The organism is Marinobacter sp. B-12, assembly GCF_056857915.1.
Genome location: NZ_JBSXOB010000040.1, coordinates 53,878 through 76,282, shown reverse-complemented (window position 1 = coordinate 76,282; position 22,405 = coordinate 53,878). Strand labels below are relative to the sequence as shown.

22 protein-coding genes are annotated in these 22,405 nt (G+C 58.3%); 15 read left to right on the top strand and 7 right to left on the bottom strand.

The annotated features are described in order from the left end of the window. Window positions 1-65: 65 nt before the first annotated feature. The 7 genes from AC13D2_RS05760 (at window position 66) to AC13D2_RS05730 (ending at window position 5,249) form a co-directional block, all read left to right on the top strand. The gene (locus tag AC13D2_RS05760; protein ID WP_292048640.1) at window positions 66-605 is read left to right on the top strand and encodes a hypothetical protein; all 540 of its coding nucleotides are present in this window, start codon (window positions 66-68) and stop codon (window positions 603-605) included. Window positions 606-691: 86 nt separating this feature from the next. Continuing rightward, window positions 692-1,135: a DUF4124 domain-containing protein gene (locus AC13D2_RS05755; protein WP_292048639.1), complete on the top strand. Its 444-nt coding sequence runs from the start codon at window positions 692-694 to the stop codon at window positions 1,133-1,135. Next, the gene (locus AC13D2_RS05750; protein WP_292048638.1) at window positions 1,123-1,971 is read left to right on the top strand and encodes a DNA ligase; all 849 of its coding nucleotides are present in this window, start codon (window positions 1,123-1,125) and stop codon (window positions 1,969-1,971) included. The genes AC13D2_RS05755 and AC13D2_RS05750 overlap by 13 nt, the downstream gene beginning before the upstream one ends. A 204-nt stretch (window positions 1,972-2,175) precedes the next feature. Continuing rightward, entirely contained in the window at window positions 2,176-2,499 is a 324-nt protein-coding gene (locus AC13D2_RS05745) for an ElaB/YgaM/YqjD family protein (RefSeq protein ID WP_292048637.1), read from the top strand. A gap of 2 nt (window positions 2,500-2,501) precedes the next feature. Continuing rightward, window positions 2,502-2,999, top strand: a complete 498-nt coding sequence (locus tag AC13D2_RS05740) for a hypothetical protein (protein ID WP_007154888.1) — start codon at window positions 2,502-2,504, stop codon at window positions 2,997-2,999. 71 nt (window positions 3,000-3,070) lie between these two features. Continuing rightward, the gene (locus tag AC13D2_RS05735; protein ID WP_292048636.1) at window positions 3,071-4,390 is read left to right on the top strand and encodes a glycerophosphodiester phosphodiesterase family protein; all 1,320 of its coding nucleotides are present in this window, start codon (window positions 3,071-3,073) and stop codon (window positions 4,388-4,390) included. A 280-nt stretch (window positions 4,391-4,670) separates the two neighbouring features. Next, a complete protein-coding gene (locus AC13D2_RS05730; protein ID WP_007154890.1) occupies window positions 4,671-5,249 on the top strand; it encodes a porin family protein in 579 nt (192 codons plus the stop codon). A gap of 68 nt (window positions 5,250-5,317) precedes the next feature. On the opposite strand, the gene cysK is transcribed toward AC13D2_RS05730, so the two are convergent. Next, window positions 5,318-6,289: a cysteine synthase A gene (gene cysK / locus AC13D2_RS05725; protein WP_007154891.1), complete on the bottom strand. Its 972-nt coding sequence runs from the start codon at window positions 6,287-6,289 to the stop codon at window positions 5,318-5,320. A 47-nt stretch (window positions 6,290-6,336) separates the two neighbouring features. Continuing rightward, window positions 6,337-9,270, bottom strand: a complete 2,934-nt coding sequence (locus tag AC13D2_RS05720; protein WP_292048634.1) for a transporter substrate-binding domain-containing diguanylate cyclase — start codon at window positions 9,268-9,270, stop codon at window positions 6,337-6,339. A 144-nt stretch (window positions 9,271-9,414) separates the two neighbouring features. Between AC13D2_RS05720 and AC13D2_RS05715 the strand changes: the two genes are divergently transcribed. Further along, window positions 9,415-10,140, top strand: a complete 726-nt coding sequence (locus AC13D2_RS05715; RefSeq protein WP_292048632.1) for a polyamine aminopropyltransferase — start codon at window positions 9,415-9,417, stop codon at window positions 10,138-10,140. On the opposite strand, the gene AC13D2_RS05710 is transcribed toward AC13D2_RS05715, so the two are convergent. Continuing rightward, on the bottom strand, window positions 10,133-10,573 hold the full coding sequence (locus AC13D2_RS05710) for a methylglyoxal synthase (RefSeq protein ID WP_007154894.1): 441 nt from the start codon (window positions 10,571-10,573) through the stop codon (window positions 10,133-10,135). The genes AC13D2_RS05715 and AC13D2_RS05710 overlap by 8 nt on opposite strands. 89 nt (window positions 10,574-10,662) lie before the next feature. On the opposite strand from AC13D2_RS05710, the gene AC13D2_RS05705 reads away from it, so the two are divergent. Then, window positions 10,663-11,451, top strand: a complete 789-nt coding sequence (locus tag AC13D2_RS05705) for an ATP-binding protein (protein ID WP_292048631.1) — start codon at window positions 10,663-10,665, stop codon at window positions 11,449-11,451. Between the two features lie 8 nt (window positions 11,452-11,459). Here the strand turns inward: AC13D2_RS05705 and AC13D2_RS05700 are convergent, their stop codons facing one another. The 3 genes from AC13D2_RS05700 to pdsR form a co-directional block, all read right to left on the bottom strand. Further along, on the bottom strand, window positions 11,460-12,770 hold the full coding sequence (locus tag AC13D2_RS05700; RefSeq protein WP_482938339.1) for a DUF3422 family protein: 1,311 nt from the start codon (window positions 12,768-12,770) through the stop codon (window positions 11,460-11,462). Window positions 12,771-12,852: 82 nt separating this feature from the next. Next, the gene (locus tag AC13D2_RS05695) at window positions 12,853-14,877 is read right to left on the bottom strand and encodes an ATP-binding protein (RefSeq protein WP_482938338.1); all 2,025 of its coding nucleotides are present in this window, start codon (window positions 14,875-14,877) and stop codon (window positions 12,853-12,855) included. A gap of 3 nt (window positions 14,878-14,880) precedes the next feature. Further along, the gene (gene pdsR, locus AC13D2_RS05690) at window positions 14,881-15,582 is read right to left on the bottom strand and encodes a proteobacterial dedicated sortase system response regulator (protein ID WP_292048628.1); all 702 of its coding nucleotides are present in this window, start codon (window positions 15,580-15,582) and stop codon (window positions 14,881-14,883) included. Between the two features lie 213 nt (window positions 15,583-15,795). Here pdsR and AC13D2_RS05685 point away from each other — a divergent pair, with 213 nt between their 5' ends. From AC13D2_RS05685 to AC13D2_RS05665, 5 genes are all read left to right on the top strand, one after another. Next, window positions 15,796-17,952: a marine proteobacterial sortase target protein gene (locus AC13D2_RS05685; RefSeq protein WP_482938337.1), complete on the top strand. Its 2,157-nt coding sequence runs from the start codon at window positions 15,796-15,798 to the stop codon at window positions 17,950-17,952. Continuing rightward, on the top strand, window positions 17,949-18,560 hold the full coding sequence (locus AC13D2_RS05680; protein ID WP_292048626.1) for a class GN sortase: 612 nt from the start codon (window positions 17,949-17,951) through the stop codon (window positions 18,558-18,560). Before AC13D2_RS05685 ends, AC13D2_RS05680 begins: the two co-directional genes overlap by 4 nt. A gap of 48 nt (window positions 18,561-18,608) precedes the next feature. Beyond that, window positions 18,609-19,319, top strand: coding sequence for a lysophospholipid acyltransferase family protein (locus AC13D2_RS05675; RefSeq protein ID WP_482938336.1), 711 nt, complete (start codon window positions 18,609-18,611; stop codon window positions 19,317-19,319). Window positions 19,320-19,422: 103 nt separating this feature from the next. Beyond that, a complete protein-coding gene (locus AC13D2_RS05670; RefSeq protein ID WP_007154902.1) occupies window positions 19,423-19,665 on the top strand; it encodes a GlsB/YeaQ/YmgE family stress response membrane protein in 243 nt (80 codons plus the stop codon). 2 nt (window positions 19,666-19,667) lie between these two features. Then, window positions 19,668-20,069 (top strand): MAPEG family protein, encoded by a 402-nt coding sequence (locus AC13D2_RS05665; protein ID WP_292048624.1) that lies wholly within the window; start codon window positions 19,668-19,670, stop codon window positions 20,067-20,069. Between the two features lie 54 nt (window positions 20,070-20,123). Here AC13D2_RS05665 and AC13D2_RS05660 read toward each other — a convergent pair whose 3' ends face one another. After that, window positions 20,124-20,570 (bottom strand): OmpA family protein, encoded by a 447-nt coding sequence (locus tag AC13D2_RS05660; protein ID WP_292048623.1) that lies wholly within the window; start codon window positions 20,568-20,570, stop codon window positions 20,124-20,126. Between the two features lie 334 nt (window positions 20,571-20,904). Here AC13D2_RS05660 and AC13D2_RS05655 point away from each other — a divergent pair, with 334 nt between their 5' ends. Continuing rightward, on the top strand, window positions 20,905-22,353 hold the full coding sequence (locus AC13D2_RS05655; RefSeq protein WP_482938335.1) for a rhomboid family intramembrane serine protease: 1,449 nt from the start codon (window positions 20,905-20,907) through the stop codon (window positions 22,351-22,353). The last annotated feature ends 52 nt before the right edge of the window (window positions 22,354-22,405 follow it).

Sequence of the window (22,405 nt, the reverse complement as noted above, 5' to 3'; positions counted from 1 at the left end):
AACCACTCGTCTTGAAACGTATTTTTTGGCTCGGATTTAAAACAAGGATGTATGGAATAACGTGGATGGAATCACCCCATAACGACCTGCCAACGATTATTAGGGTAAAGGTTTACCTGAAAGATAAACCTTTAATCTATTCGATGGGGGTGCTACATCTCGGTGCAGTAGGTTTGACCGTCTACTTCATGTATGAGGACACATCAGTTCTTTTCGCGATGGGGCTCGCGCTTTTGATCGGTTTATTGCTTTTCGGTACCTGGTATCCAGGTTTCAGAGCTCGCAACAATGTTATTGAGATCACTCCACAATTTCTGAGAATCGATGATTGTGAATTCAATGAGATTCCATGGTCGGATATTTCTCATCTGGACGTAGTTGATCACTTCAGCACGCGCCTTGGCCGCTTTGTCCATCTTATTATCTATGTAAAAAACAACGATAAGTACACTTGTGCAAGACGGGGGCGTTTCTTCAGCCGGCAAAGGGCTGATGGCGGTATATTCGCCACGGACCTCTATAATTACGCCGAGGACCACAAGACGATCTTTAAGGATTTGTCTGAAGCCTTGGAAAGTAGTCGGTTGGTAGTCTGGCCGGAATGATGTTCGTGTTCTAACAGAGAGTGCGCCGAGAATATTGTAAAGACTCCAAACGACTATTTTGCAGACATCAACAAGGATCGTAACCAATGAAAGGACTCCTACTCATCCTCTGCCTCCTAATCACCCCCATCACCCAGGCCGGTACTTACCGCTGGGTCGATGAAAACGGCCAGACCCACTTCGGCGATCGGCCGCCCGCGAATGCAGCCTCTGATGAAGTAGAGCTAAAAGCACCCGCACCGTCTTCGGATGCCGATGCGCGTGCGCGCAAGCAGCGGATGAATGAATTCCTTGAGCAAACCGAGCAGGAGCGGGCTGTGCGCAATGAAGCGAACGCCAAGCAAGAGGCGCAGGCTGCGAAACATGAGGCCCGGTGCCAGGCTTTAAAAGCGCGCTTGAAGTATTTGAAAAGCGTGTCGGGGATTTACCGGCTGAATAACGACGGTGAGCGGGTGTTTGTCGACGACGAAGAGAACGAGCGCATTCGTCGGGAGTTTCGTGCCAGGGTAAAGCGTGAATGCGGCGCCTGATTCCGTCCTGGTTTGCTTTTGCCCTCTTTACCGCGTTCAACGCCCATGCAGAATCACCGGAACTGTCGCTGGCCGGTGTCTACGAGAAAGGTGTTGCCCTCGAGGATTACTGGGTCAGCGAGAAGCTGGATGGCGTCCGGGCCTATTGGGACGGTGAGCGGTTCTGGTCCCGGGGTGGCAACGAGTATCGGGCGCCGGACTGGTTTACCGAGGGCTTTCCCGATGTGCCTATGGACGGCGAACTCTGGATGGGACGGGGCCGGTTTTCGGAACTGTCCGGAGCGGTTCGCCGGCTGGAACCGATAAACCGGAGCTGGCGCCAGATTCGGTTTATGGTGTTTGACCTTCCGGCGCTCAATCAGCCGTTTTCCGAGCGTGTCCAGGCAATGGAGGGGTTGTTGCAACCATCACCGTCTCTATTTCTGGCGATAGTGGCACAACGCAAGGCCACGGATCATGAGCGTTTGATGTCGGCGCTGGACAAGGTTGTGTCCGAAGGTGGCGAGGGTTTGATGCTGCGGCGTGGTGGCAGCCTTCACGCAACTGGCCGTTCAGATGATCTATTGAAGGTGAAGCGATACGACGATGCCGAGGCAGTCGTGGTGGCGCATCTTGCCGGTAGCGGGAAATACGAAGGCATGCTCGGGTCGGTACGGGTAAGGCGGGATGATGGGCGGCAGTTCCGCATTGGCACCGGATTCAGTGATGAGCAGCGGGAAAATCCGCCGCCGGTCGGCGCAACCATTACCTATAAATATTACGGCTTCACGTCGACGGGCCTTCCACGATTTGCCAGTTTTCTGCGGGTTCGCAATGACGAACCCATGGAGCCGTGAGTCAACGTCGGTGAATTACGATGTCTTCACGTGTCGCCTCGAACCGTATGCTACAGTGAAACTAGCCGTGGTCGTTCTACATCGTTCCATGGTTGCTGAATAGCCGCATTGCAGGGACAGCTCTTCAAGCGATGTTCAGTGAGCAGTATGAATCGTTACCGAAAGCCGAAATAGCAGTATTACTTACTGATAAGGAGGCACCAAATGGAAGCGAAATCCAGTCAGAACGAGTATGAGCAGGTCAGGCAAGACCTGCAGCAACTCCGCGAAGATCTCTCCAAACTCACCAAAGCGGTTGCGGACGGGCAAAAGAGTAATATCAGCAGTCTTCGTGATGAAATTCGCCGGGAAAGCCGGGAGGCTTTTGACCAGGTGCGGCAGCATGGGGATGAAGCCTTCAACCGCGCCCGTGATGCAAGTACTAAGGCGGTGCACGATGTTGAGCACAAAATCGAGGAACGACCGCTCCTGAGCGTTGTGCTTATGTTCCTCGCCGGGTTGTTGGTTGGCCGGTTGTTGGACCGCTGATTATGCCTGACTCCGCCTGGTTACAGGGTGTCCTGCGCAAGGCAGTCGCAGCCATCATCGGTTTTATGTTGGCTTTTGTGTTGCTGGTCGCCCTGCTGATCACCGGATTTTATATGCTCGTTAATGCCACCACGCTGGCGCTGTCACCCATGCTGGGTGAAGCCGGCGCCATGGCGGTGACGGGCGTCTCCTGTCTGTTGCTGCTGGCGTTGTTTTTCTACCGGATGACACGTCCGGCTACATCCAAAAAAACCGCCAGTGGGGGTGATCGGTCTTCCGCGTCACCAATCGATGCTATCAGGGAGCTCGTCCGTAACAACCCGCTGGAAGCCGCCTTTGCGGCGTTCGCGCTCGGTGTGGTGGAGCAGGGCGACCCTCGCCTGAAGTCACTGTTGTTGCAGGGTGGCATGGTCCTGATGAAGGAAGCGGAAGCCGAGCAGGCCCGAGATAAAGACAAAACGGACTCACGGGAAAGTGGCACGGATGCGCCAGTCACATGATCGTCACCTCAGCGTAACCCCCCGCGCCGACAATAACCGTGGAGTACCATTCATTGCACAGGGAGCTTGTTATGAAGTTACGCACGTTATTGATTATGGCATTACTGATGTCTCTATTCTCTGCCGCCCATGCGGCGCCGGATTGGCATGGCAAGGGGGAGCATTGGACACCGCCGGGCCTTGATAAATGGCACGACAAGTGGCCGGATCTGAAGGACAGGCATCATCGGGGTAAACGCGAGGTCCATCTGGGGCCGCGACCCTTCTGGCTGGTGGACGACATGGATGAGGGGCGCCTGAAAGACCGGCTCCAGTCCTGCCGCGCTGACAAAATCCGGCCCACGGATTTTTCCATTGGCCATCGTGGTGCGCCCTTGCAGTTCCCGGAGCACACGCTTGAATCCTACGTTGCGGCCGCCCGGATGGGCGCAGGCATCCTTGAGTGCGATGTTGCCTTTACCAAAGATCGGGAACTGGTCTGCCGTCATGCCCAGAACGATCTCCATACCACCACCAACATCGTGACGATTCCGGAACTGAACGCCAAGTGCACGCAGCCATTTGTCCCGGCGGACCCGGACAGTGGCACCGAGGCGCAGGCAGAATGCCGGACCAGCGACATTACGCTGGAGGAGTTCAAATCTCTGGAAGGCAAGATGGACGCCTTCAATCCCATGGCAACCACGCCTGAGGAATACCTGGAAGGAACAGCAGACTGGCGCACGGAGCTATACAGCAGTCGCGGCACCCTGCTGACCCATAAGGAGAGCATCGAACTCTTTAAACGCCTGGGTGTGAAGTTCACGCCGGAACTGAAAACGCCGGTGGTGGAGATGCCCTACGAGGGCGATTACAGCCAGGAAGACTACGCTCGCCAGATGATTCAGGACTACGTTGAGGCCGGCGTGAACCCGAGGGATGTCTGGCCTCAGTCGTTCCTGCTGGATGATGTGCTGTTCTGGATCAATGAAACGCCGCGTTTTGGACGACAGGCGGTGTTTCTGGATCAGGAGCCGCTGACACCGGAGAATTCCTCCCTGGCGTGGATGGAAAGCCTATCGGCGCAAGGAGTGAATATCCTGGCCCCCGCACTGTGGAAGATGTTGACCCTGGATAGCCATCAACAGATCGTGCCGTCGGAATACGCTGAAAATGCCAGGGCAGCAGGGTTGGATATGATCGCCTGGACGGTCGAGCGTAGTGGCCCACTGGCCAATGGCGGTGGTTGGTATCACCAGACCATCACCGACGCCATCAATAACGACGGCGACGTGTTCAACGTGATTGACGTGCTGGCCCGGGATGTTGGGGTCATTGGTGTCTTCTCGGATTGGCCCGCCACCACCACCTTCTATGCCAACTGTATGGGATATGCTGGCAGAGGTCACTGACCGTAGATGCGCGCCTCAGTCATCCGTTTGAGGCGCGCAGATTTCGGATAGTTGGCAGATCTGGCCGCAGGCCTTCCAATGTTTGCAACAGAGCTGTGCCTCGAAAAGTTGTCATCCCGACATTAACTAACATGAAATGAAGGTGAACAGATCGTATTGCGCATTTAACCCACATCCCGCCAATTTGTAGGTAGCCTGAGTTCAGGTAATCGGTATGACGCTTTACCGGTTAATCCAATAGGAAATCAATTGTTTCCGAACTCAGAAGGATGGATGCGATATGAGCTATAAATCCGGTTTTGCCTATGTAACGGTTCTGGCCTCGGCCATGCTGGCCGCCCCAGTCGTATCAGCCCAGGACAACACCGATCGCGACAGCTCCGGCGTGTACCTGAGCGGCAGTTATGGTGGTTACAAATCCCATGGCGGCGAGTTTGATGATGAAAACGACCTGTTTGGCGTAGGGTTGGGCTACCAGTTCAACCAGTTCTTTGCCCTGGAAGCCGAGTACATTGATTTCGGCAACTTTGGCGATGACGATGTTGATGGCAAGCTGAAAGGGACCTCCCTCGGTTTAATGGGGCGGTTGCCATTGACGGATACCTTTGGCGTCTATGCCAAGGCCGGCGCGTTTGCCTCGTCGTTTGATGTGGACGCGTTTGACGAGAGTGAGACCTACGATGAGGTTAATCCGTTCGTTGGTGCTGGTGTCGATTTCCGGGTCACTGAGCAGTTGACCGCGTTTGCGGAATACAACCGCTACAACGTAGATATCGACGAGGACGATTTTAACGGCCAGGTCACCAACGACGGGCCGGATTTCGATACTGGTCGTGTTGGTATGCGCTTCCAGTTCTAACAGAGGCGCGTAATAGGGCCCGGGGCGGGGTTGCCCCGGGCTTTTTTCATCAGGTTCCTTTTTCCGTCTTACTGAACGTTTTCCAACTCGCCAAACCGCTCTGCGAACAGCGCTGACGACAGGTAGCGCTCGGCGGAATCCGGCAGTACCACCACGATATTCTTGCCCTGGAATTCCGGCAGTTTTCCGATCCTGACCGCAGCTACAACCGCTGCACCACAGGAAATGCCACAGAGGATGCCTTCCTCCTGCATCAGCCGGTGCGCCATGTCCATCGCTTCCTGATTGCTGACTTTTTCCACCCGGTCCACCAGGTCCATATCCAGGTTGCCCGGAATGAAACCGGCGCCAATGCCCTGGATCTTGTGGGGCGCTGGCGTCTGGTCCTGGCCACTGCGGGCCTGGCTGATGATTGGTGAGTCTTCCGGCTCTACGGCAACGGTGGTAATGGCCTTGCCTTTGGTGTTGCGGATGTAGCGGGTAACGCCGGTTAGGGTGCCGCCGGTTCCAACCCCGGACACGAAGATGTCTATCGCGCCGTCGGTGTCGTTCCAGATTTCGGGGCCAGTGGTGTCTTCGTGGATACGGGGGTTGGCCGGGTTCTCGAACTGCTGTGGCATGAAGCAGTTATCCGGGTCTTCAGCAACGATTTCCTCGGCTTTGGCGATGGCACCTTTCATACCCTTTGCCGGCTCCGTAAGCACCAGTTCCGCCCCCATGGCCTTCAGTACTTTGCGGCGTTCCAGGCTCATGGATGACGGCATGGTCAGTTTCAGTTTGTAGCCTCGCGCGGCGGCCACGAAAGCCAGCGCGATGCCGGTGTTGCCGCTGGTGGGCTCCACAATAGTCATGCCGGGCTTGAGAGCACCACGTTTTTCCGCGTCCCAGATCATGGCAGAGCCGATCCGGCATTTTACGGAATAGGCCGGGTTGCGGCCCTCAATCTTGGCCCAGATGGTGGCCCCTTCGTTGACTCGATTAAGCTTGACCAGCGGTGTATTGCCAATCGACAGCGAGTTGTCTTCGTAGATCTTAGCCATGGTGTCGTCTCCTTTGCGTTTTCCCAGTCGCAAAAGGATAGCATCAGCTAGCCCTGCCTGGCTGCCTGATCTTCTGCGGGGCTTTCGATGGTCAGTGCTTCCAGACGGTTGCGGCCGTTTTGCTTGGCGAGATACAGCGCCTTGTCAGCCAGGCGAAGGAATTCCGCTGGCACCGTGTCTTTGCCTGGCGTGCCAGTGGCCAGGCCGATGCTCACGGTAAAGCGAATCTGCTCGTCGTTGCAGCAGGTGGTTTGCCCGGCCAGGCCCTCGCGGAATCCTTCCAGGCGTGAAACCAATTCCTCACGGTCGCTGAAGCTGGTGAACATGACAAACTCCTCACCGCCGAACCGGGTAAGGCGGTCGGTGTCACGCCGAAAGTGGGTGCGCATGGTATCCGCCAGCGCCACCAGACATCGGTCTCCCGCGTCGTGGCCGTAGGTGTCATTGATTTCCTTGAAATGGTCCGCATCCACCATCGCCACTGCAAACCCGGCCCCGTGCCTCTGACACCAGTGGAAGCTCTTGCTGAACTCACGGTCGAAATAGCTGCGATTGCCGATTTGTGTCAGGTCGTCAGTGACGCTGAGATGCGCAAGACGGTCATTTGCCGCAGCCAGTTCCCGATTCAGACGACCGAGTTTTCGATTCCAGTAGCACAACAGCCCCACAAGCACCACGGCACCCACAGTGAGCTGGAACATCAGGGTGTAGTCGACGGTCGGTTCCAGTAAGCCTGCCCATTGCTGTTCAACGCTTTTACGTTCTTCGTCCGTCAGGCTGGACACCAACTTTTGCATGATGTTGAGCAGCTCGGGCTGGTCATTCCGAGTGGCGACTCCCGGGGTCCAGTCTGCGGGAATTCGTCCGAGCACTTTCAGGTCCGCCAGGCCGAGCTCCTGCATGTTGTAGCTGGCTGTGGACAAAGTGCCAAGATACCCTGCCAGCTTCCGTTCCTGAACCATGCGCAGTCCGGTTTTTTCGCTGGGTACTTCCACCAGATTGAGGTGGGGGTTGGTTGTTCTCAGCAGTTCCAGAAAAGCGTAGTCCTTCACTACGCCGACCGGCTGGTCCGATATATCATCCAGTGTATTGATATAGGGGGCTTCCACACGCCCCAATAGCACGCTGGGAATCTGGATATAGGGTTCTGTGAAACTCAGGTATTCCAGCAGCTCCGGTGTTTCCATGGCCATGGGCAGTAGATCGCATCGGCGCTCTTTGACGGCCTTGGTGGACTCGGCCCAGCTATCTACGGGAAGAGGAGTGAACTTGATATTGGAACGCTCGGTAAACAGGGCGAAGATGTCGGCGGAAATTCCGAGGTGTTTATTGTCCTCGCTGAGCCCCTCCAGAGGAAGCCAGTCAGGATCCACGCAGATGGTCAGTCTTCGGTTTCGATCGGCCAGCCAAGCCTGTTCGGCGTCGGAGAACGTTAACGGACCCGTGCCGGGCGGCTGGTTACGACGGGTAGAGGTGCCGAGCCAGCGATTCTCGATAGTGCGCATCTCCGTTTGGCTGATAGCGCCCAACGCCGCGTCCATAATGAAGGCGAGCGGCTCAAGCGCGGGACGCACCCCAAAGCGCAGGTCTTCTCCCGGCATTCCATCAAGGGTCATTTCACCGGCAATATCCACTCCGGCAATGCGAAGTTCCCTCACCCAATAGTTACCATTAGGCAGGGCTGCCAACGCAACATCGACGGAGCCCTCTGCCAGGGCCTGGAACATGGCCTGCTGCGCCGTGAAAGAGAACACATTGTCGCCCAATGCCTCACGAAGGGCCCCCTCATAGTAGATGCCTGAGCCAATAGCGACCTTTAGTCCCTGCAAGTCTGCCAGTGAGTTGAATAGCAGGTTCTTGTCCAGCGTGAAGGCGACGTTGGGAATGATGTGGTAGGGACGGGTGAACCGAGTGAACGCCTCACGCTCTTCGGTTTTCGAGATATTGGCCATGATATCGATGTCACGATTCAGAAACCGGGGGTACAGTTCCGACCATTGTCCCGGGACCGGTATAATCTGCAGCCCGGTCAGATCCGATATCCGGTTCAGCACGTCGACGGACAGTCCTTGCAGCGCATCTGCGTCGTGAAAGCTGAAGGGCGCATAGTCACTCATAAAGCCCACCCGTACCGGACCGGCCTCACTGATATAGCGCTGATGGGCGTCACTCAGGGTAAAATCCGACGATTCAGCAACGCTGGTCCCGCCGTACTCCTGCCACCGGTTGAACAGTTCCTTGATGCGCTCATCGGGTATGGCAGCCAGGCCGCCGCTGACCACTTTAAAGAGCTCGTCGTTTTCTTTCAGAACACCAAGCCGAAAGTCTTCTTTCGACCATTCTCCCAATGGTGCGGGGCCAGCAATTTCCAGAAACCGGAAACCGGCCTGGTTAGCGTAGTAATCCAGGGTCAGTTCCGGACCGATGATGCCGTCCACCCAGCCGAAGGCCAGTGCCCGGATCAGACCGGGAATGGAATCGTAGGTGACCAGTGACACGCCCGCCGTTTTAAGGGCATCGCGGAAATAGACGTCACGCACAACGCCAATACGGTAGTTATTGAGGGATTTCAGGGAATCGATGTTTTTGAGCGGGTTGGCCGTGTCATGCATCAGGTGCATCTGGCGAATGTGGTACGGCTCGGTAAACTGTATGGTCCTGGCGCGGTCGTCGTTGTAGGAGATCCCTTCAATGACGTCGATGTCGCCGCGCTCAAATGCACCGAACACTTCTGGCCAGGTGCCTGCCCGAAACTCAATGTCCAACCCTGACTGACGGGCCACTTCGCGGACAATATCGATCGAAAAGCCGGATGCTGTGCGGCCCACCATAGACGTGTACGGTTTGTTGTCGGCCACGATGCCAACGGAGACGGGAGTGGGCCAGGCGAACGTCGACAGTAAGGTGAGCGCGAGTACACCGTAAATGCTAGCAAGCAGTGTGATCAGTGATGGCTTTGGCCCGGCAATTACAGCGCTCATCGGGTGATTCACAATTCTGTGGTGATTAGTTAATGAGTGTAGTCGTTGGCGGGTTGGTTGCCCAATGATGAGCTGATTTGTGGCCTGCCATTGCCAGTGTGTGATGGTAGGATGTCACGACATCAGTAAGTTACGGGAACGACCATGGGCCTTTTGTTTGAACAGATCGACAGCCAACCTTCATCGTTGGGAGAGATCACGCTTCGCCGTCGTCGGATTCCTGCGTTGGGTGACCGGGATATCTACGAGGTGAAGCTGGGTGAAGAGTTCCTCATGTCCAGTATGTTCGTGGACGCGGAAGTCGCCCTGGCGGACCTGGGCCTGAATGCGGTGGAGGGCGAACAGTTGAAGGTGGTGGTCGGCGGCTTAGGGCTGGGCTACACCGCGGAAGCGGCGCTCAAGCACGAGCGGGTGAGCGAGCTGCTGGTTGTGGATGCCCTCGACACGGTCATCCACTGGCACCAGCAGGAAAAGGTTCCGTTGGGTAAAGTGTTGAATGCTGACCCGCGCTGCCGCTATGTACTGGGCAGTTTCTTTGATCTGGCGGTATCGGAATCAGGTTTCGATACCGAAACGTCGGGCAAGGTGTTTGACGCCATCCTGCTGGACATTGATCATTCCCCCAGAGCCCTCCTGAACGAGTCCAATGCCAGTTTTTACAACGCCGAAAGTTTAGGCAAAATGGCGGCCCACCTGCGCCCTGGCGGCGTCTTCGCCATGTGGTCCAACGACCCGCCGGACGAACCGTTCATGGACGTGTTGGAAACGCTGTTTACGGATGTGGACGCGAAGGTAGTGTCGTTCTACAACCCATTCCAGAATCGGGAGTCCACTAACACGGTGTTCCTGGCCAGAAAGCCGCTCAGTTGACGGAGCGGCCGGTGTAGCTTGAGAAATCCGGCCGTTGCGGTTGGTGTTGATCATCCGTCATATAGGCGGACGTCAGTATGAACTCGGCGGTGGCCCGGTTGCAGGCGACGGGAATGTTCCACAGCGCGGCGATGCGCAGCAGGGCCTTGATGTCCGGGTCGTGGGGTTGGGGCTCCAGCGGGTCCCAGAAGAACACCAGCAGGTCAATTTCCCCTTCCGCGATCTTGGCGCCAATTTGCTGATCGCCCCCGAGCGGGCCACTGAGCAGGCAATGGATGTCGTCCCGGCCCAGATTTTCCTTGAGCAACCGGCCAGTGGTGCCGGAGGCGTAGAGTCGGAGGGAGGCAAAGCGGGTCTGGTTGTCGGCAACCCAGTCCACCAGTTCTCTCTTCTTGTTATCGTGGGCGACAAGAGCGACGGATTTAACGGCCATTTGCGGTAAAGTCTCCTTTTTGAGGTGTGTCCGGTAGTGGGCTCCAGTGTTTCATATTCGTGATAAACGCGGAACAGGAAATAGGTGTTATGTCGACAGATCACGCCATCAACTGGGCGGAGACGCCCGCCGCCGTGTGGCGCCGCCATCGTCAGGGGCTGCGGGCCATTCGGCGGCTTGACCCGGTGGGTTGGGCCGACCTGACCGGCATCGAGCGACAGCAGATGGCCCTGGCCCGCAATACTGAGCGCTTCCTGGCCGGTGAACCCTCGAACAATACGCTGCTCTGGGGAGCCCGGGGCACCGGCAAATCATCGCTGATAAAGGCACTGCTTAACCGCTACCTGCAGCGCGGGCTGCGGATGATCGAAGTGGACAAGGACGATCTGGTGAACCTCCCGGAAATCGTCGACGACATCGCTGAATTGCCCTGGCGGTTCGTGATCTTCTGCGACGACCTTTCCTTTGAAGTGGGAGAGTCTGGTTACAAGGCGTTGAAGAGTGTGCTGGAAGGCTCGCTGGAGCTGCCGCCTGAGAACGTCAGGGTGTACGCCACGTCTAACCGCCGGCACCTGATGCCGGAATTCATGGACGATAACCTGAAAAGCGAGATGCGCGGAGGTGAACTCCACCCGGCCGAGGCGATCGAGGAACAGGTCTCCCTGGCGGACCGGTTTGGCCTGCAGTTGTCGTTCTACAGCTTTCCCCAGGATGTCTATCTGCAGGCCATTGATGCCCTGTTTCCACACGTGGGTGATCGTGAGGCGTTGCATCTTGAGGCCATTCGCTTTGCCACCAGCCGGGGTGCCCGTAACGGCCGCACGGCGCAGCAATTCTACCGCCAGTTTGCCGGCGACCCGGACGCCTTTGGTCAGTAGGCAGCCGGTTACTGTCGCCGCGCCAACCTGATGAACCGGTGGTGGATCATCCGTACGCCGATGAACACCAGTCCCAGCACCACCGGGATGGCAATGCCTAGAACCAGCGAGGTGTTGACGTCGAATCCGGCGTCATCGGCGGACTCCAGCGCCAGTTTCAACAGTGCCAGCAGGTAATAGCTGATGACCACCACGGAAAACCCTTCCACCGTGTGCTGCATCATCAACTGGATTTTTGAGCGCCGGTCCATGGAACTTAACAACTGTTGGTTCTGGCTCTGGATGGCCAGTTCTACCCGCGTGCGGACCATGTCCGAAGCCCGGTCAACCCTGCGCGACAGGTCCTCCAGGCGCTCCTTTACCGATTCGCAGGTTTCTACCGCCGGTGTCAGCCGGCGAGTCATGAATTCGGTGACGGTAAGGTGCCCCGACAGCTCGTCTTCACGCAGTTCCTCCAGCCGGGTCAGCACAAGCTGGTGATAGGCCCGTGTGGCTGAGAAGCGAAAGGTGGCGTGGGCGCGAAAGGCTTCGATGCGGGCCGCGATGTTGGTCAGGTCCGCCAGCACCTCACGTTCATCGATGTCCTGGTTGTCCGCCAGGGACTGGGTAATCAACGCCAGCTGTTGGTCCATGTCGTTCAGCGAGGGTGTCATTTCCCGTGCCAGTGGCAGTGCCAGTAATGACATCAGGCGATAGGTCTCGATCTCCATCAGGCGCTGGGTCAGTCGGCCGAGCTGGCTGTCGGACATGTCCCGGTTGAGGACCATGAAACGGCCAAACCCATCGCTGTGAAGCCGGAAGGTGCCCCACACCCGGGCCTTCCCTTCCCAGGGGCTACTGCCCACCAGCCGTTCTCCCTCGAACCAGTGGCGAATCTGCGCCAGGTCGGTTTCCGGGCCGTTCGAGGCTTGTTGCAGGTCAATATGAAACGCCGCCACCACCGTACCGGTGAGCTTTTCCAGCCAGCCTTTGGGCAGCAACGAGATACCGGTGTCCTGGAAGGGGTGATGGTTATTCCCAATACCCAGATTGATAAAGGTATAGGAAGCAAACTCCATGTGCATTTCACGCCGGATACGCAGGGAGCCAAAGGTGGCCTCGTAGCAGCTGACGTCCTCCAACGGCTCGGGTTGTCCCAGCATGATATGCAGGTCTTGCCAGTGTCGGAACTGGACGGCCCGCTGCTCCGGGGTGGTCAGCAGGGCAATATGGGTAACCTGCGCCGGGCATGGCAGCACGTGGAACGGCCGGGAATGGAGTTCGTTGTAGAGTTCTTCCCGGAGAGGGTGCAGGTCCAGCTGTTTGAGCGGCGGGTTCAAGACTTGGTCCTTTGACGGCGATTGGTTGACCTATAGCGGAACAATAAAGGCTCGCGGGTGCTTCCGAAAGACGACTTGTGGCTTAAGACTCTGGTCGGGGGCGCGATGGCAACATCACCGAAAAGCGCACGCCACCCAGATCATTGCTGGCCATCACCTGGCCGTTGTGGTGCTCGGCAATCAGTCGGACGATCAACAGGCCCTGGCCCAGATGCCCTTCCTGCTGGCCGGTCCGCACGGATACGAAGGGGCTGAAAATATCACTGGCGAGGTTCTCCGGCAGAGAAGAGCCCTCGTTGAATACACTCAGTTCCAGTTGTCGGGCGTTCTGCGTTAGCCGTACTTCAATGTTTCCCTGCGCTGGTGTGAAATCCCGTGCATTGTCCACCAGTTTGTCCAAGAGCTGCACCAGCAGTTCCGGGGAACCGTGGCACCGACAACCGTTGGCCGGTCCGATGTAGTGAATGCGGTGATCGGGGTCCAGCTCCTGGTAGGCGAGGGTGGTTTGGGAGGCGACTTCGGCCAGGTCAAAGGTTTCCTTTTCGGCGTGGTCAAAGCTTTGCTCCAGCCGGGCTGCCTCGCTCATCCCTTGCAGTATCTGGCTGAGGCGGTCGGTGGCGGAGCGGGCTCGCTCGATGTAACTGGCCTGATCAGCCGGGTCTGTGGTTTGCCCCAGATTCTCCAGGGAAGAACGCACCACCGCCACGGGGGTTTTCAGTTCGTGGGACAGGCGCCGGGAGAAGCTTTCCAGATAGTCTGTGTAGCCCTGCAGACGGTCCACCATTTGGCTGAATTGCCGTGACAGGTCGCCCAGCTCGTCCTTCGCTTTTGCGGGTGGCAGGGTGCCCAACACACGGCCGTCGTCGTCAACACTGGCGCTGACCGCCCGCTGCAGCCGGGTAATGCGCCAGGACAGCCAACTGGCGTAACCCAGCAGAACCAGCATCAGGCCGACAATCAATAGCACGCTGCGGGAAATGACCGAGCCAAGGGTGCTGCCGGACAGCGCGAGCAATTGGTCCAGCGATTCCTCCAGCACCAGCATCCGGCCATCACTCAACGATTGTTTCACCAGCATGTAGGTGTCGCCGTCCCGGTGTCGAACCAGCCCCTGTGATGGCAATTCCCCGGCGTCCATGCGATGGGTTTCCGCATTCAGGCGTGAAGGCTCAGGCTGATAAAAACTCACCAGTGCCCGCAGGCCGTTCAGGCTGATGCGTTCCAGGATCTGCAGGGGGCTAAGGCTGTCGAATTCGGGCTCATCGGTTTCGGAGTTGCGGGTCTGGCGAGCGATTACCCAGCCGTCCGGCTCCAGAACCCAGGTGCCCTGGCCGGGAGCAATCATAGCCGCAAGTCGGTTTTCGAGTTGTGGCATTCGGGTGACGATCTGGGTCGAGGTGGGGCCGGCCGAGACGCGTTCTTCACCGCTGTTTTCAAGCCTTTCCGCAGGCCATGTCACCTGGAAGCCAAGGCGGGACGAGGGAGCCGGTCGCGGCAATCTCAATTCAGCCTGGTAGCCGTTGCTGACCGCCTGCCAGTAGCCGCTGATGCGATAGTCGGTTGCCCCTTCGCGCTCCGGATCTATGGCGTTGATCGCCCCTGGTGCCTGAGTGCGAATCAGGCGACGGGTTGTCTGTTTCTTGTCGATAACCTGGAGTTGGATCTGGTCATGAGCTTGGCGGGGGTTGCCGGGGTTGAAGAAGTCAGCAGTTCTGCCACTGACACGAATCAGAAGGTAGAGATGGGTTTGATCGACGGCTGCCTGCCAGGATACCTCGGGTCCGTCTTTGTCGATGACCCGTTGTGTGCCTTGCCACTGTTGCCGGGATTCTTCCTCGTCGTACCCGGGCCAGTCGTCGCCGTAGCCATCCAGATTCGGGCTGCGGGACAGGAGGTCGGCGTAGATAACGCTGGTGCCCGTGGCGACCGTTGGGGTCTCGGCAAGCTGTTCCGCTGCAAAACCGGCCGTACGTCCGGCCTGGCTCTGCAACTGACGGGCGGCCTGGTCGCGCAGGGCCTGGTCCAGCTCCAGCACGAACTGCAGGCCCGCCCAGGGAATCAGCAGCATCAGTAAGCTGGCAATGAAGAGTTGGCGCTTAAGGGTCAAAACTCAGGCCTCATGGGCATTCCAGCGGTAGCCCATGCCGTAGGCGGTGTGGATGCCATCAAAGGCGTCGTCGATCTGCAGGAACTTGCGGCGTATACGTTTGATATGGGACGTCACCGTATTGTCGTCCAGCACCGTGCTGGCGGCCTCCATCAGCTGGTCGCGGCTGCGCACGTGGCCCGGGTGCTGAACCAGGGAATGCAGCATCCAGAACTCGGTGACTGTCAGATCGATGGGCTGGTCATTCCATTCTGCCGTCATGCGATCCACATTCAATGCCAGGCGGCCCCTGTGCACCACTTCATCCGGTTGCTTCAGGGCTTCGGCCCAGGCATCTGCCCGGCGCAGTAGAGCGGTAACCCGGGCCAGCAGGTGGTCCATGCTCATGTCCTTGGTGACATAGTCATCGGCGCCCAGTCGCAGGCCGTGAACGGAATCGATGTCGCTGTCCCGGGCGGTCAGGAAAATGATCGGCAGGGTTTTGGACAGGCTGCGCAGGTCCTGGCACAGGGTAAAGCCGCCTTCAGGCTCATCGCCCAGTCCCACGTCGATGATGGCCAGGTCCGGCAGGGCGGTGCGCAACACCTGGAAAGCACTGGTGCGGTCACCATAGGCAGACACCCGGTATCCCCGGCGCTCGAACGCGTCACGGTAGTTCTCCCGGATGGCGGGTTCATCTTCAATCAGCACGATGTGTCGCTTCATAGCCTGCAATCATTCCCCTGTTAATACGGGTTCCTATTTAACCATGGCCTGTGACCAGAACAAGGTAAAGCAGAGGGTTTGCCACAATTCATCATTTTTTCACCGCCGGATCGCCAGATTGTGGCACCGGATCGCCGCTTCCATGGGCTGAAATAGTCGGCAGTTGCCACCAGGCGTGCTTTTTCAACCACAGTGATACAAGGAAGCGAAACAATGCTGTTGACCAACCTGGGACCCTATTCACCAACCGCCCCGAATGGTGGGCGGCAGATTACTGGTAGTCTGACAGGGAGCAAGGTTTCTCCCCGGCTGCGACGCTGGCTGGAGGACATTTCCCTGTGGCTGGCTGTGCTGCTTTTCCTGTTTGTGCACCCGGTGTACGCGGAGGCCTCCGAAACCGGACGCGAAGGCGCCGGTGAGTTTCATTTTGTCGATGATGCCGGCCAGCGCCTGGGCTCGGCAACCCTGCTGAACACAAACTACAATGTAACCGTCAGCGGCTTGATTGCCGACACCCGCTTGCGTCAGAGCTTCCGTAATACCAGCCAGCAGTGGCGGGAAGGCGTGTTCGTGTTTCCGCTGCCGGACAATGCGAGCGTGTACGGCATGACCATGACCGCCGGTGAGCGGGTAATCGTGGGCGAGATCCACGAAAAACAGGACGCCAAACGCCAGTACACCAAGGCGAAGGAGGAGGGCCGCAAGGTGGCCCGTGTGGACCAGCAACGGCCCAACCTGTTCACCACCCGTATGGCGAACATTCCCCCCGGTGAAACCATCACCGTTGAACTCAACTACCAGCAGGCGGTGCGTTACCAGTCCGGTGAGTTCGAACTGCGCCTGCCCACCACGTTGACACCCCGCTACATACCTGGCCAGGTACTGGACAATGAGCCCGCGCAATGGTCCGGCGGTTGGGCCACGCCCACCACGGAAGTGTCGGACGCCGACCAGATCAGCCCTTTTACGGTGCGGCCAGAAGATGTGGGTCCGGATAGCCATCGCGCAACCATTGCCCTGGAAATCAATGCTGGCCTGCCGGTAAGCCGTGTGTCGAGCCCCAGTCATCGTGTGACCAGTACCTGGAATGGCAACACCGTGGAGGTGGCGCCGGAATCCCGGGCCGTGCTGATGGATCGCGACCTGATCGTGCGCTGGGCGCCGGCCCGGGGGATGGAGCCCGCGGCCGCCGTGTTCCAGGAACAGTGGCAGGGTAAGGGCTACCTGCTGGCGTTGGTGGTGCCCGGCCTCAATGGCAATCAGAGTCTGCCACGGGAGCTGGTGTTCGTGATCGACACCTCCGGCTCCATGGCCGGCGAGTCGATCCGACAGGCCCGGCAGGCGTTGTTGCGAGGGCTGGGCACACTCGATGCCGATGATCGCTTCAACGTTATCCAGTTCAACAGTCAGACCCACTCACTGTTTATGGAATCGGTGCCCGCCAGTGGCAACAACATTGCCCGGGCACGTCGATACGTGAAAGGGTTGAACGCCGATGGTGGTACCGAGATGGCTCCGGCACTGGATGCCGCACTCGAGACGAACGGTGATCGTGGCGAGGAGTCCCGCGCCAGGGTCAGGCAGGTGGTGTTTATTACCGATGGCGCTGTGGGTAATGAAAGCGCGCTCTTCGGGAAAATTCGTGATGGGCTGGGCAGCAGCCGGCTGTTCACCGTGGGCATCGGTTCTGCCCCCAACATGCACTTCATGCGTGAAGCTGCACGCTATGGCCGCGGTACCTACACCGCCATCAGTGACCTGTCGGATGTGGCGCGCCCGCTGGACGAGCTGTTCGGTAAGATGGAGGCGCCGGTGCTGACCGATATTGCAGTGAGTTGGCCGGGCCAGGCCGCTGCAACCGAAGCCTTCCCTGGCCGAATTGGCGATCTGTTCAAGGGAGAGCCCATGGTGCAGGTTGTGCATGGCCTGCCGGCTGAAGGCGCACTCGAGGTTTCCGGGCGTCTTCCGGATGGCAGTCAATGGCAACAGTCGCTAAGCCTCGAACAGGCCGCCAACGGCAAGGGCCTGCACCGTCACTGGGCAAAACAGAAAATCGATAGTCTGATGGACAGTGGGCTGACCGGTCAGATTGATGACGACGCGCGCCAGCATGTGATCCGTCTGGGGCTGGAACATCAGTTGATGACAAAGTACACCAGCTTCCTGGCCCAGGACAAAACCCCGTCCAGGCCGTCGCAGGAGGTCCTGGAAACCGACAGCGTGCCCACACTGCTGCCCGCCGGGAGCCAGGGCACCATGTTGCGATACCCCCAGACCGCAACCATGTCTCCCCTGCTGATCGCCATTGGCCTGCTTGGGCTGATGTTCTCGGTCGCGATCACGCTCCTGAAGAGGAGGGTGTACCCATGAACCGATTGATTCTGCTGTTGGCGACGACGTTCGCGACTGTCCTCGCGGTTGGCCTGTGGATTCCGTTCAAGGCGCTGGTGGCGCAGGAGCTTCTGGAGCTGGCCTGGGCCGAGAGCCAGGCTCGGCAGCAGGAAACCCGGCCCTGGCCCTGGGCAGACACCTGGCCAGTGGCCCGCTTGATGGTGCCTGAAACAGGACAGTCACTGATCGTACTGGACGGCGTGCACGGCGAAAGCCTGGCTTTCGGGCCGGGACAGGTGGTGGGGAACGACGGCCGGGCGGGGCCGGTGGTGATTGCCGGTCACCGTGATACGCATTTCCGGGGGCTACAACATCTGGAAACCGGCAGCCGGGTAAAACTGCAGAGTCGCGATGGTGACTGGCGTTCATTCAGGGTGGATCGTATTCGCGTTGTCGATAGCCGGCACGAGCAGATCAATACCGCACAATTGCCCAGGGATTCGCTGTTGCTGGTGACCTGTTATCCCTTTGATGGCCTGCAGAACAATGGTCCGCTACGCTATGTGGTGGAGGCCACAGCCGAGTCACTGGTGACGGCCGATAAAGCCGATAACGCCCTGGCCCGGGAGGCTGTTGCCGGAACCTGATTTTGGCGTACACTTGTGCGCCAAAAAATTGCATCAGGGTTGTCTTCAATGGGAATGCCAAGAAAGCTGTTGGCCTGGCTGATGGTGCCGGTCATCTGTCTGCTCGCACTGGTTCTGTATGTCGCCCGGCCATTTAATCCGGACAACAACCGCTTGCTGGCACAAGCGATTGCCCGCGTCGGTCGTTTTCTCCTGGGTATGGAACGCCCCCTGGAAGGGGCCGACAACATGCCGCAGGACCGGCCCACAGTCGTTATTGCCAATCACCAGCACAACGATGATCTGTTCGTGATGGGGGACTTGCTACCGCCCCGCACGGTCACAGTGGGCAAATCATCTCTGATATGGATCCCGTTTTTTGGCCAGGTGTTCTGGCTCGGAGGCAATGTCATCCTCAACCGGGGGCGCTCCCACAAGGCTGTTGCCGTGATGCAGGCGACCAGCGAGGCGATCAGCCGTGACCGCAAGAGCCTCTGGGTCTTTCCGGAGGGCACCCGCAGCCGCGGCCGGGGCCTGCAATCCTTCAAGAAAGGGGCTTTTCACGCCGCCATCGCCTCTGGTGCCCCTATCACTATGGTCTGCACCAGCCAGTACTACGATCGTACCCTGGGGTGGTCTGGTCGTCGCGAACCGGTGGCTATTCGGGTGCTTCCACCTATTGAAACCGCCGGGCTTACAGTTGCGGATATTCCGCAGTTGATGGCCCAATGCCGCCAGCAAATGGAAGCGGCCATCGCAGACCTCGAACCAACCGCCTGAACGTGTCCCACGAAACCGCCTGCCTCTTTGCGGAAGTGCTTGAAGCGCCGGGTAAAACAGGGCAGTCTTTCGGGGACTGTTTCGCTGCTCGGAGATGCATGCAATGAATCTGATTCTGTTCCTGATTATTGGTGGTGTGGCCGGTTGGCTTGCCGGCCTGATCATGAAGGGCCGAGGCTTCGGCGTATTGGCTAACATCGGTATCGGTATTGTCGGGTCCGTTCTGGGCGGTTTCGTTTTCCGCCTTCTGGGCCTGGCTGCGCAGGGCGCCATCGGTGAACTGGTTACCGCCACAGTGGGTGCCGTGTTGCTGCTGGCGGTTGTCAGCGCGATCAAGAAGGCCTGATTATGATCGTACCTGTCTCTGCCGTTTTTGCAGCCGTTCTCGGGCTGCTGTTGCTGGTGTTGTCGGGGATGGTTTCCCGTTTCCGCCTGAAATATAAAAAGAGCCTGGGTGTCACCGACGACCGGGACTTCGAGGCGGCTGTCCGCGCCCAGGCGAATCTGGTGGAATATGCCCCCCTGGGGCTGGTGATGCTTGCGATTGCCGAGTTGAACGGTGTTCCCAGCGGGCTGGTGTACTGGACCGGGATGGCCTTTGTGGTGGGGCGTGTGTTGCATGCCTTCGGCATGATCAATGGCCGGGGTGGCCCCCATATTGCCCGTATGACAGGTATTCTGTTGACCTGGGTTGGTATCCTGGCCATTGCCATATTGCTGCTCTGGAACGTATTCCAGGTCTACGGCTGAGTCTCCCGCGGGGGCGACGCGGCCCCCGGATCTTTTGTTTGTAAGGCCGGGCTCCTAGAGCGCCCGTGCCATTTCCATGGTGACGTATTCCAGTTCCAGCCGGCGGTTGGCGGCGCGGTCTTCCGGGCGCGCCAGCGGGCGATCGCTGCCCCAACCGCTCACCAGAATCTGGCTTTCCCTGACGCCCTCGCGAATCAGCAGTTTGGCCGCGCTGCTGGCCCGCAGACGGGACAGGAAATGGTTGTATTCACTAACGCCGAAATTATCGGCATGACCATGGATCCGCACGGTGACACCTGGGTTGTGTCTCAGGTAAAGCGCGTGCTGGCGCAGGATGGCCAGGTCCTGCTCCTCCAGACGATGCTTGTTGAAGCCGTAGTGGAACCGCAACCGGTGTGGTTTGCGGGGTGTGTCGTCCGATGCCAGTGAGGGCATTGGCAAGCCTGATTCGATGGCCGCTCTGGCAAGTAGATCCGGGTTGTCCAGTATGAGTACAGTCATGGCAGTTTCCTTGGTTGCACGTCCTGTTTTTCTTGTTGTCCTGGCAACTATTGGCTGTGGCCGGAACAACGGCAATTGGCGATTGGTCGAAACCCATACTTCGTGCTCGTTTCGAGCATCGTGCGATTCGCCCCTTTGCGGCTGCCCTGATTGAATGTCATTTGTATGACCATCGTGTGACAACCGCAGAGTAGCCTGTTTGTGGTGCCACGCACAGTTTGTTTTGCCCGTGGCCGGCTAAATCGCTTCAGGAGTCATTACAACGCGAAAAACTGACCATGCTGTGGTAAAAAGCACATCTTCAGGGACAAATTATGATGAATTGTGACGGCCCATGCTGATTATCCCCGCCGAAAACACCGTGAACTGGAAGCGCCCACCCTGGGTTACCCTCGGGCTGATCACGACGTGTCTGCTGGTATTCTTCTTTTACCAGGGCGACGACAACCGGCTGATTGAGGAAGCTGTTGAGCAGTATCTTGAATCGGATCTGAAGTCGCTGGAAGCCCCGGTATATGAGGACTATCTCGAACGCCAGATCGAGTTTGAAGACAATCAGAATCGGGTCTACGACCTGCAGAACTTCCAGCAACTGCAGGAAGAGGGCGGGGACTTGTGGGTTGCCTACAGTCTGCTGGCAGACCGTGAGTTTTACCAGTACATGCTGCAGAACCGGGACAGGCTCTGGGCGCCGGCCGAGCGCCGCCTGTGGCTGGAGCAGCGTGGGGGTATTCAGACCCGACTAATGGATAGGCTCAGCGCCAATCAGCTTGGGCTGGTGCCAGCGGAATTTTCTCTCTACACGCTGATTACCTACCAGTTCCTCCACGGCGGTTGGGGGCACATTATTGGCAACCTGGTGTTCCTGTTCCTGCTGGGGTTTACCGTCGAGAAGGCCTTGGGGCCAGGGCGTTTCCTGCTGGCATACCTGTTGTGTGGTGCTCTGTCGGGTGTGGTGTTCACCGCGTTTTCCATGGGCAGTCACATACCGCTGGTGGGTGCATCCGGGTCCATCTCCGGGCTCATGGGCATGTACGTGGCCATCTACGGCCTGCAAAAAATCCGCTTCTTCTATTTCGTGGGTGTGTACTTCAATTATTTTCGGGCCCCGGCCTTGGCGATCCTGCCAGTGTGGCTCGGCAAGGAAATCTACGATTACTGGTTCGCCGGGGCCACCGGCATTGCCTACATGGCTCACGCGGGTGGCCTGGTGGCTGGCGCCGGCATGGTCTGGCTTCTGGGTAAGAGCTGGTTGCAGGTAAAGGAAGAATTTTTCGAGCCAGAGGAAGATGAGCAGGACGAGCGTTTCACCACCGGCTACAGCCAGGCCATGGCCAGCCTCGGGCGCATGGATTTCGACCTGGCCCGGCACCAGTTCGAGGCGCTGAGAGAGCACTATCCGGAACGCACCATCCTGTTGGAGCACCTTTACCAGCTGGCGAAACTGCGCCCGGATCTTCCGCAATACCGCGAGCGAACGCAGGCATTGATGAACGAATCCCTCAGCCGTCGCCAGCCGGAGCGAATGGTCGAAATCTGGCAGGAATATCTGGGCAAGGGAGAGGGGCACGCCCCGCTTGACGCCGAGGATCACAACCGGGTGTTGTTCACCTGCCTTCGAAATGACGATTTGAAAGCCGCGGAGAAAGCTTTCGAACGCCTGCGCAGCGCTGGTAACCAACTCCTGGCTAGCGAAGCCTGCCGTTTGCTGGCAGAAGAGTTCGAAAAGCGCCAGATGACGCCAAAAGCTCGCCACTACAGGCAGTTGTTACAAGAAGGCTAACTCACGGTTTGACGGCCGAGTGTTGGGCAGGCTTTCCAAAACCGTGCGTAGC

Coding starts and splice junctions, on each gene's coding strand:
- AC13D2_RS05715 (WP_292048632.1), top strand. CDS start 9,415: ATGGGCCTTTTGTTTGAACAGATCGACAGCCAACCTTCATCGTTGGGA.
- AC13D2_RS05720 (WP_292048634.1), bottom strand. CDS start 9,270: ATGAGCGCTGTAATTGCCGGGCCAAAGCCATCACTGATCACACTGCTT.
- pdsR (WP_292048628.1), bottom strand. CDS start 15,582: ATGAAGCGACACATCGTGCTGATTGAAGATGAACCCGCCATCCGGGAG.
- AC13D2_RS05745 (WP_292048637.1), top strand. CDS start 2,176: ATGGAAGCGAAATCCAGTCAGAACGAGTATGAGCAGGTCAGGCAAGAC.
- AC13D2_RS05735 (WP_292048636.1), top strand. CDS start 3,071: ATGAAGTTACGCACGTTATTGATTATGGCATTACTGATGTCTCTATTC.
- AC13D2_RS05750 (WP_292048638.1), top strand. CDS start 1,123: ATGCGGCGCCTGATTCCGTCCTGGTTTGCTTTTGCCCTCTTTACCGCG.
- cysK (WP_007154891.1), bottom strand. CDS start 6,289: ATGGCTAAGATCTACGAAGACAACTCGCTGTCGATTGGCAATACACCG.
- AC13D2_RS05760 (WP_292048640.1), top strand. CDS start 66: ATGGAATCACCCCATAACGACCTGCCAACGATTATTAGGGTAAAGGTT.
- AC13D2_RS05705 (WP_292048631.1), top strand. CDS start 10,663: ATGTCGACAGATCACGCCATCAACTGGGCGGAGACGCCCGCCGCCGTG.
- AC13D2_RS05665 (WP_292048624.1), top strand. CDS start 19,668: ATGATCGTACCTGTCTCTGCCGTTTTTGCAGCCGTTCTCGGGCTGCTG.
- AC13D2_RS05740 (WP_007154888.1), top strand. CDS start 2,502: ATGCCTGACTCCGCCTGGTTACAGGGTGTCCTGCGCAAGGCAGTCGCA.
- AC13D2_RS05730 (WP_007154890.1), top strand. CDS start 4,671: ATGAGCTATAAATCCGGTTTTGCCTATGTAACGGTTCTGGCCTCGGCC.
- AC13D2_RS05655 (WP_482938335.1), top strand. CDS start 20,905: ATGCTGATTATCCCCGCCGAAAACACCGTGAACTGGAAGCGCCCACCC.
- AC13D2_RS05755 (WP_292048639.1), top strand. CDS start 692: ATGAAAGGACTCCTACTCATCCTCTGCCTCCTAATCACCCCCATCACC.
- AC13D2_RS05675 (WP_482938336.1), top strand. CDS start 18,609: ATGGGAATGCCAAGAAAGCTGTTGGCCTGGCTGATGGTGCCGGTCATC.
- AC13D2_RS05660 (WP_292048623.1), bottom strand. CDS start 20,570: ATGACTGTACTCATACTGGACAACCCGGATCTACTTGCCAGAGCGGCC.
- AC13D2_RS05685 (WP_482938337.1), top strand. CDS start 15,796: ATGCTGTTGACCAACCTGGGACCCTATTCACCAACCGCCCCGAATGGT.
- AC13D2_RS05710 (WP_007154894.1), bottom strand. CDS start 10,573: ATGGCCGTTAAATCCGTCGCTCTTGTCGCCCACGATAACAAGAAGAGA.
- AC13D2_RS05670 (WP_007154902.1), top strand. CDS start 19,423: ATGAATCTGATTCTGTTCCTGATTATTGGTGGTGTGGCCGGTTGGCTT.
- AC13D2_RS05680 (WP_292048626.1), top strand. CDS start 17,949: ATGAACCGATTGATTCTGCTGTTGGCGACGACGTTCGCGACTGTCCTC.